The organism is Polynucleobacter sp. 35-46-11 (assembly GCF_002281105.1).
This window is the reverse complement of the sequence record NZ_NCFJ01000531.1, coordinates 1-1,689: the sequence shown is the minus strand read 5'-3', so window position 1 is coordinate 1,689 and position 1,689 is coordinate 1. Positions and strand designations below refer to the sequence as shown.

Sequence of the window (1,689 nt, the reverse complement as noted above, 5' to 3'; positions counted from 1 at the left end):
TGGTACGTTTGACCCACCACACCTTGGCCACCTTAAATTAGCTACCCATTTTGCAAAGGTTTTGCGTCTCGATGCCTTGCTACTAATCCCCAGTGGCGAACCTTGGCAAAAAAACTCCGACATCACGCCTGCTGAGTTACGCCTCAAACTAACTGAAGCAGCAGGCATTGATCTAGCTCGTGCATTTCTGTACTTAAAAATACCGACTCAAATTGGCGTTGATCGCATTGAAATTGATCGTGCAGGCCCGAGCTATGCCATTGATACCGCAAAAGTCCTCAGGGAGCGTTTTGGCTCTCAAGTTAGCCTGACTTGGTTAATGGGGGCCGACTCTCTTCTGAACCTTCCCTCCTGGAACTCCTGGGATCAATTGTTAGGTTTTGTGAATTTAGCAGTAGCCAGCAGGCCTCACCATGAACTTTCCGGGGAGATGAGCCCTGAAATTAAGGCTTTATTGGCAAATCATCAATGTAATGACCCAGATACCCTTGAAAAAAGCCCATTTGGCCGCATCTACCTAGATAACAGTCTTTCAGTAGACCTTTCATCAACCGAATTGCGGAATCAACTTAAAAGCACTTCTCGTAGTGCCATTGCCTCCGAGCACATTCCGTCACACGCTTTAGAAATCATCACAAATCTGGGTCTGTATAAGTAATCAGGCTAAGATCACCCTTATATACAAAAATCTCAGAAAAAATATTAAAGAAACTATGGACTTAACTAAATTACAACGTGTCGTGATCGATGCCCTGGAAGATGTCAAGGCTCAAGATATTCGCGTTTACGACACCACCAAACTCAGTGAGCTATTTGATCGTGTGATCATTGCCACTGGCACCTCCAATCGTCAGACTAGATCATTAGCCATGTCAGTTAAAGAAGCGGTTAATGCAAAGGGCGGCGAAGTCATTTCCGTCGAAGGCTTAGAAACTGGTGAATGGGTACTCGTCGACTGTGGCGATATCGTGGTTCATATTCTGCAACCCGCATTGCGCGCTTACTACCAACTTGAAGGTATGTGGGGCGCCAAGCCAGTGCGCGTCAAATTGGCAGCAGACAAAGGTCTTGTGAAAGCAAGCGAACCTGACGACGAAGATTAATGCTTTAGTAATGCGTTTAACGATTGTTTCTGTTGGTCACAAAATGCCAGAATGGGTTGCAACTGCAACCCATGATTACATTAAGCGCATGCCCGCAGACTGCAGCATCGAAATCAAAGAGATTAAGCCCGATCTCACCCCAGCTAAAGAGGCTATCAAAATTGCAGCGGCTATTCCAAAAGGTTCTCGCGTCATTGCGCTGGATGAGCGCGGCAAAGATCAGACCACTCAAAATCTAGCTACGCAGCTGGCAAACTGGCGACAAGAAGGTTTTGACATCACCTTCTTGATTGGTGGTGCCGATGGACTCGATCCCAGTCTCAAGGAGTGTGCTCAAGCGATGTGGCGCCTCTCAAGCCTGACATTGCCTCACGCAATGGCAAGAGTCTTATTAGTTGAGCAGCTCTATCGAGCTTGGACTATTTTGCAGGGTCACCCCTATCACCGGGAGTGAGCTTCTAATGTTTTCTTACATATACCTTGCCTCACAAAGTCCACGTCGCCAAGAGTTACTTAAACAGATTGGCGTGCCTTTCGAAATGCTGGTTGCAGGACCGGGTGAAGATACAGAGACTCTTGAAGTTCC

Annotated in this window: 3 protein-coding genes and 1 pseudogene; all 4 read left to right on the top strand. The window is 46.9% G+C overall.

Translation table 11 applies throughout. The features are described 5' to 3' along the window. A partial coding sequence (locus B7Y67_RS17265) for a nicotinate-nicotinamide nucleotide adenylyltransferase (RefSeq protein ID WP_293599685.1) occupies positions 1 to 658 on the top strand: 658 nt, incomplete at its 5' end. Positions 659 to 713: 55 nt separating this feature from the next. Next, a pseudogene (gene rsfS / locus B7Y67_RS17260) lies at positions 714 to 1,100 on the top strand (ribosome silencing factor); the annotation flags it as partial. A 13-nt stretch (positions 1,101 to 1,113) separates the two neighbouring features. Then, positions 1,114 to 1,557 (top strand): 23S rRNA (pseudouridine(1915)-N(3))-methyltransferase RlmH, encoded by a 444-nt coding sequence (gene rlmH, locus B7Y67_RS17255; RefSeq protein WP_293599684.1) that lies wholly within the window; start codon positions 1,114 to 1,116, stop codon positions 1,555 to 1,557. Between the two features lie 7 nt (positions 1,558 to 1,564). Then, positions 1,565 to 1,689, top strand: a 125-nt coding sequence (locus B7Y67_RS17250; protein WP_293599686.1) for a Maf family protein, incomplete at its 3' end; no start/stop codon positions are given.